This is a genomic window from Corallococcus sp. 4LFB (assembly GCF_046520365.1).
In the GTDB taxonomy this organism is placed as follows: Bacteria; Myxococcota; Myxococcia; order Myxococcales; family Myxococcaceae; genus Corallococcus; species Corallococcus caeni.
This window is the reverse complement of record NZ_JBKGHJ010000545.1, coordinates 1-5,173: the sequence shown is the minus strand read 5'-3', so window position 1 is coordinate 5,173 and position 5,173 is coordinate 1. Positions and strand designations below refer to the sequence as shown.

The window sequence follows — 5,173 nt, the reverse complement described above, 5'->3', positions numbered from 1 at the left end:
TGCCGGTGGTGCTCGCGGCCGTCATCAGCGTGTGGGCGCTGACGGGCCTGTCCTCGCGGCCCGGGCGTGGCTGTTCCTCCTGGGCATCCTCGCGGTGGACGTGGCGGTGGCGCGCGAGTGGCAGGGGCCCCGGAGCGCGGTGCCTCCGGGCAGCCGCCCGCGTCAGCGTGACGCGTCCGCGCGGCCCTGGACGATGGCGCGGAAGGAGCGGCTTCGAAGCTCCTCCAGCGTCAGGCCGGTGGCGCGGGCCTCCTCTTCCGTGAGGGCGCCGCAGGCGAGGCCGCGCAGGAAGAAGTTGAGCAGCCCCTGGCCGGTGGCGGCGTCGTCGAACACGTCGCCCAGCAGGGTGGCCTGGGCGGCCTTGTCCACGAAGGCCTTGAGGCGCTGGGACGCGGGCTCCAGGCCCTCCAGGAAGAAGGCGTAGACGGCGGCGTAGCGCACGGGGAGCTGGGCGGGGTGCAGGTCCCAGCCCTGGTAGTAGCCGCGCTCCAGCGAGTGGCGCGTGTGCCGGTACGCCACCTGCCACGCGCGGTGCACGGCGTCGGTGTTCTCGCGCAGCTGCGTGGGGAGCAGCGCGGTGTCGCCCTGCTTGCGGTGGGGGCCCACGGGCATGACGTTGGTGGCGCCGTCGGACAGGCGCACGCCGCTGCCCGCGAGGAGCACCTGCACGGTGTCGCGCAGGTGGTCGCAGGCGGGGTGGAGCATGTGCTGCATGTGCGCGCTGACGTCCAGGGCGGCGGTGTAGTCGTAGACGCCCAGGTGCACGTGGGAGCAGCGGCCCTCGCCGGCCTCCACCAGCGAGCGCAGGTGGGGCCGGCCGCGCGCGTCGAAGAGGGCCTGGGGCGTCTCCACCATCAGCTCCAGCGAGAGCGCGCCGGGGGGCAGGTGGTGGGCGGACTCCAGCTCCGACAGCAGCTTCGCCAGGGTGGTCACCTGTTCGGGCACGGTGACCTTGGGCAGGGTGACGACGAAGGACGGCGGCAGCCTGCCACCGGATTGCTCCAGCAGCGTGGTGACGAAGAGGTCCAGGGTGCGCGAGGCGCGGGCGTAGAGCTCCTCCGTGAAGGACTTCACGCGGATGCCGATGAACGGCGGGAGCGAGCCCTGCTCCAGGCCCCGAGCCACCTCCGTGGCGGCGGCGACGGCGTGGGCGTCTTCTTCCGGGTCGGGGCGGTGGCCGTAGCCGTCCTCGAAGTCGATGCGGAAGTCCTCCACGGGCTCGCGCTGGAGCTTGTCGACGACGCGGTCGTGGACGCGCTGGGCGAAGCCGCCGCGCTGGGGCAGGCCCAGGCCGTGGGCGAGCTGGGAGCCGTCGGCGGCGTGGTCACGCAGCGCCGCGAGCGCCAGGTCCCCCATCTTCCGCGCGGTGCCGGCGCGGAAGAGGTGGGCGCCGCCGTACACGGTGTGCACGGGCTGGCGCCGGGTGGAGTCGCCCGGGTACGCGTGGGCGAACGCCACGTTGGCGCGGCGCAGGGCCTCACGGGAGGCGGCGGAGGCTTCGGGCGTGAGCGTGGTCTTCATGGGGTTGGGGCTTCCGGAGCGGGGATGAACAGGCGCCGCATCCAGGTCACGAAGCGCTGAGCGAGTTCGTGGTTGGCCTGGAGGTAGTGCTTGGCCACGGCCTGACCGAGCGGCGTGCCGGGCTCTTGCTGCCAGGCGAGCCAGGTGTGGATGGCGGCCTTGGAGCGGTAGGTGGGCTTGAAGCGGCGCTCCGGGAGGGCGTCCAGGGCCGTGAAGGCCGCGGGCAGGAGTGGGTCTTCCTGCGTGACGAGCTGCTGGAGGAAGTCCTCCAGGATTCCGGTGAGCTGGTTGTCCGGCATCATCCAGATGCCGATACGCGGCAGCGTGCCTTGGGCGGGGATGATGACGCCGGCTGCTTCGGGCTGCCCTGGCAGTCGGGTGTAGCCGGAGTGCTCCAGCACGTCGCGGAGGGACTGCCAGCGGTGGGCGAGGTCTTCATCCGCGTCGACAACGACGCCGATGGTCTTCACGCCGGGAACACGCGGCCGGACTTTCAGGTCGTCGCGAAGACGCTCGTAACCGTCCTTGGCCTCAACGGCGAAGTGTTGCTTGTTGTCGAGCTTGTGGTGGTTGCAGAGGTGGTAGACGACCTCGCGGTCCTCCGCGCCTTCCACCAGGAGGATCCGCTCTGGCTTGGGCGGCATCAGCGGACCTCGATGGATTCCCGGGTGATGATCTCCAGGTCGCCCTCGTTGAAGACGGTGGCTTTGATGTCGCCATCCGTCTGGGCGAGGCTGATCAGCATTCCGTCCTCGGGATGGGCGGACGCTGCCTTCTGGAAGGCAGAGATGCAGTCCCAGCTGTGCGTGGTGGCGAAGACCTGCACGTTGAGCTGACTGGAGGCTTCGAAGATGAACCGCCAGAGCTGTTCTCGAACGGAGTAGTGGATGCCGTTTTCGATTTCGTCAACCAGGAACAGCCCATTCGCAGAACTCACGAGCCCCAGGGCAAGCTCGAAGATGCGAGTCATCCCATCTCCCATGCTCTGAAGAGGCTCTGGGATGGGATGCCCCGTTCTGGCAACGAGCGCGTAACGCATGCCGGGCTGCCTGGAGTCTTCAATAAGCGAGATGCGCTCGATGTCCGGCAGGATGAGCCGCAAGGCTTCGACAGTGGATTGTTCGTTCGCGGTCAGGACGATGTTGTCCCAGAGGGCTCCAATGCTGGATCTGTCGAGACCACGGACTGGGACGTAGTTGCAGACCAGAGAGCCCCTTGGCTCAGGATGAGATTTGCGGCGTGCCTCTGAGGTTGATGCCGTGATGGCATCATTGAGTGCGCGAAGCCGGGAGCGTCTGGGGGGAGAGGAGCCATACCGAACCTCCAATGCCTCGTCGCTCTGAAACTCCTCGTAAAACCGCGCATCACCATCCATGACGAAATGCGAGCGGACGTCAGGATCTTGTGACTGGCCGGGGATGACGAGTCGACCCAGTTGTATCCGAAGGTCTTTGTCTCCTTCGCGGGGGCCAATCCGAATCGACTTCGGACGGTCTTGGGGCGGACCGTGGAAGAACACCCGGTCGATATCAATTAGGGGATGTGTCTTGTCGCGGAGAGAGCCTCGCTGAATTTCCTGCCTGCGGTCGAGAAGCTCCCGAAGTTCCCACGCGGCCTCCAACCCAGCCGCGTAGACCTTGATTGCCTCCAACAACGTGGTCTTCCCCACGTTGTTCTTGCCAACGATGAGATTGACGCGGCCCAGGCGCGGAATCTCCAGGTCCCTGAACGCTCGGAACCCCTGGATGCGGAAGGAGGGGAGGAGGGGAGCGGAAGGGGGCGGCATGGCAGCGGTGTCCTGGCGCACGGGTAGGCGCCGTGCAGTGCGCCCCGGGCAAGCCCCGAGGCATCTCGAACCATCCCCAGAAGCCCCCGGCCGCGCAACTTCCAGATGCGCGGAAGAGGTGGGCGCCGCCGAGTGGAGTCGCCCGGCTACGCGTGGGCGAACGCCACGTTGGCGCGGCGCAGGGCCTCACGGGAGGCGGCGGAGGCTTCGGGCGTGAGCGTGGTCTTCATGGGGTTCCGGGGCCTCCGTCGGGAGGAAGGCGTGGCTCGATGGGAGGCGCTGGCAGCATGGCGCGAGTTCCGTCATCTGGTGCGTGGGAGAAACGAGGAGGTGGACCACCGGGCTGGGGGCCCGGAGCTGGAGGCGTGCCGGGTGCCGCATCCTCGCCCGCATTGTCTGCGGATGGCACTTCGTCCGGGACCTGCTCTGGCTCTCCGTCCATGAGACGCCGTAGGAGCCGGCCATCGTCGCTAAACGCGTAGCGTGCTCCGGAGTGCAGGGCTGGGACCTGCCGGCCACAGGCGGCAGGATCCTCCTCGATCCGGATGAAGATGACGCCCGGCTCCCGGAGGATCCTGTAGCGATGTGACTCGGGCCGGTCCCAGCAGGGCGTTGACGGCGTGGCGGGCGGAAGGAAGTCCGCGACCGCGAGGGAGAGCGCTCGTAGGACGGAGCCGTCCAACACGTATGCCCTTTCAGGGCTTCCCACGGCCTCCTGGGGACTGGCGAAGAAGGAGGGAAAGACGAGCGATGGCTCCGCCTCCACCAGCGCGGGACGATGCGCCTTCATGCAGCCGCAGAGCATCAAGCCAGACACGATGAAGAGCGTTCGCGCGCGCATGAGGAGGAAGCCCCTACTGCCGTTGGATGCGGTAGTTCGTGTCATCGAGCCAGGTGAGCGTGGCGATCTGCTTTCTCTGCCATCGCCCATTCTCGCGCGCGGTCCACCGGATGATCTGCCCGGTACCCAAACTGATGATCCGGCGTGTAGTAGACCCAGGCGCAGTATTCCTTCGAGAGCTTCCACCGCAGCGGAAACTCCTGGTCGCCCGGGCGGCCTGCGGTGGCCTGGGGCTGCTCCAGGATCAACGGGCAGGCCGCGAGCAACGCATCGGAATAGGTCGGGTAGGGCCCATGGCCGGGGAGCGGGCCTGCAATCCGTTCCAGCCGCTCACCGGGAGGCGGCTGAACGACGCCCGGAGGAGGCCTGGAGGCTGAGCACCCGAGCCCCCAGGCCATGCAGAAGAGGAGTGACCTCCACATCGGCGCTCCCGGCGGGCTCACCTCACGGCCGGCGCTTCAGCCACGCGGCCACCTCCGGGGCCACGCGCTCGCGCAGGGCCACGTCCTGCGCCAGCCGCTCCAGCGTCTGCGCCGTGGCCTGCTGCGCCTCCGGGAGGGGGTTCGCCTGCAGCAGCGCCTTCACCTGCTCCAGGTGCTCGCGCGTGCGCAACAGGCCCAGGCCTTCCACCACCCGGCGCAGCAGCATGGGTGCCGCTCCCGTGCGCGTCACCAAGTCCTTCCAGCGCTTCTGCAACTGCTCCCACCACGCGTCGCGCCCGGCGCGGTTGCCCAGGAGGCCCGTCGCGAAGCTCGCCACGTCCTGCGTCTTCACCGTCTCCGTGAACAGCAGCCCCTGCGCCCGCTCCGTCAGCTTCGCGTCCTCGAAGGACGTGAGCGCCATCAGGTAGCGCCGCTGCGTCGCCGGATCCGGCTCCTTCGGCATCCGCTGCAGCAGGTCCTCGAAGAGCGTTGCGTCGCCCGCGCGCGCCACCATGCCCACCGCCGTGTCCAGCAGGTTCGCGTCCAGCGCCGCCTTGTCCCCCTGGAGCATCCGCGCCACCAGCGGCCGCGCCTGCGCCAGCA

Annotated in this window: 4 protein-coding genes; all 4 read right to left on the bottom strand. The window is 68.7% G+C overall.

What is annotated here, in order from left to right:
• Window positions 1–162: 162 nt before the first annotated feature.
• Entirely contained in the window at window positions 163–1,521 is a 1,359-nt protein-coding gene (locus ACLEQD_RS36480) for a DUF6986 family protein (RefSeq protein ID WP_410390499.1), read from the bottom strand.
• Complete coding sequence (locus tag ACLEQD_RS36475; RefSeq protein WP_410390498.1) at window positions 1,518–2,165, bottom strand: DUF3226 domain-containing protein; 648 nt, start codon at window positions 2,163–2,165, stop codon at window positions 1,518–1,520. Before ACLEQD_RS36475 ends, ACLEQD_RS36480 begins: the two co-directional genes overlap by 4 nt.
• Window positions 2,165–3,307, bottom strand: coding sequence for an AAA family ATPase (locus tag ACLEQD_RS36470; protein WP_410390496.1), 1,143 nt, complete (start codon window positions 3,305–3,307; stop codon window positions 2,165–2,167). The genes ACLEQD_RS36475 and ACLEQD_RS36470 overlap by 1 nt, the downstream gene beginning before the upstream one ends.
• A 1,285-nt stretch (window positions 3,308–4,592) precedes the next feature.
• Window positions 4,593–5,173: ERAP1-like C-terminal domain-containing protein (locus tag ACLEQD_RS36465; protein ID WP_410390495.1), on the bottom strand; the 581-nt coding region annotated here is incomplete at its 5' end.

Coding starts and splice junctions, on each gene's coding strand:
- ACLEQD_RS36480 (WP_410390499.1), bottom strand. CDS start 1,521: ATGAAGACCACGCTCACGCCCGAAGCCTCCGCCGCCTCCCGTGAGGCC.
- ACLEQD_RS36475 (WP_410390498.1), bottom strand. CDS start 2,165: ATGCCGCCCAAGCCAGAGCGGATCCTCCTGGTGGAAGGCGCGGAGGAC.
- ACLEQD_RS36470 (WP_410390496.1), bottom strand. CDS start 3,307: ATGCCGCCCCCTTCCGCTCCCCTCCTCCCCTCCTTCCGCATCCAGGGG.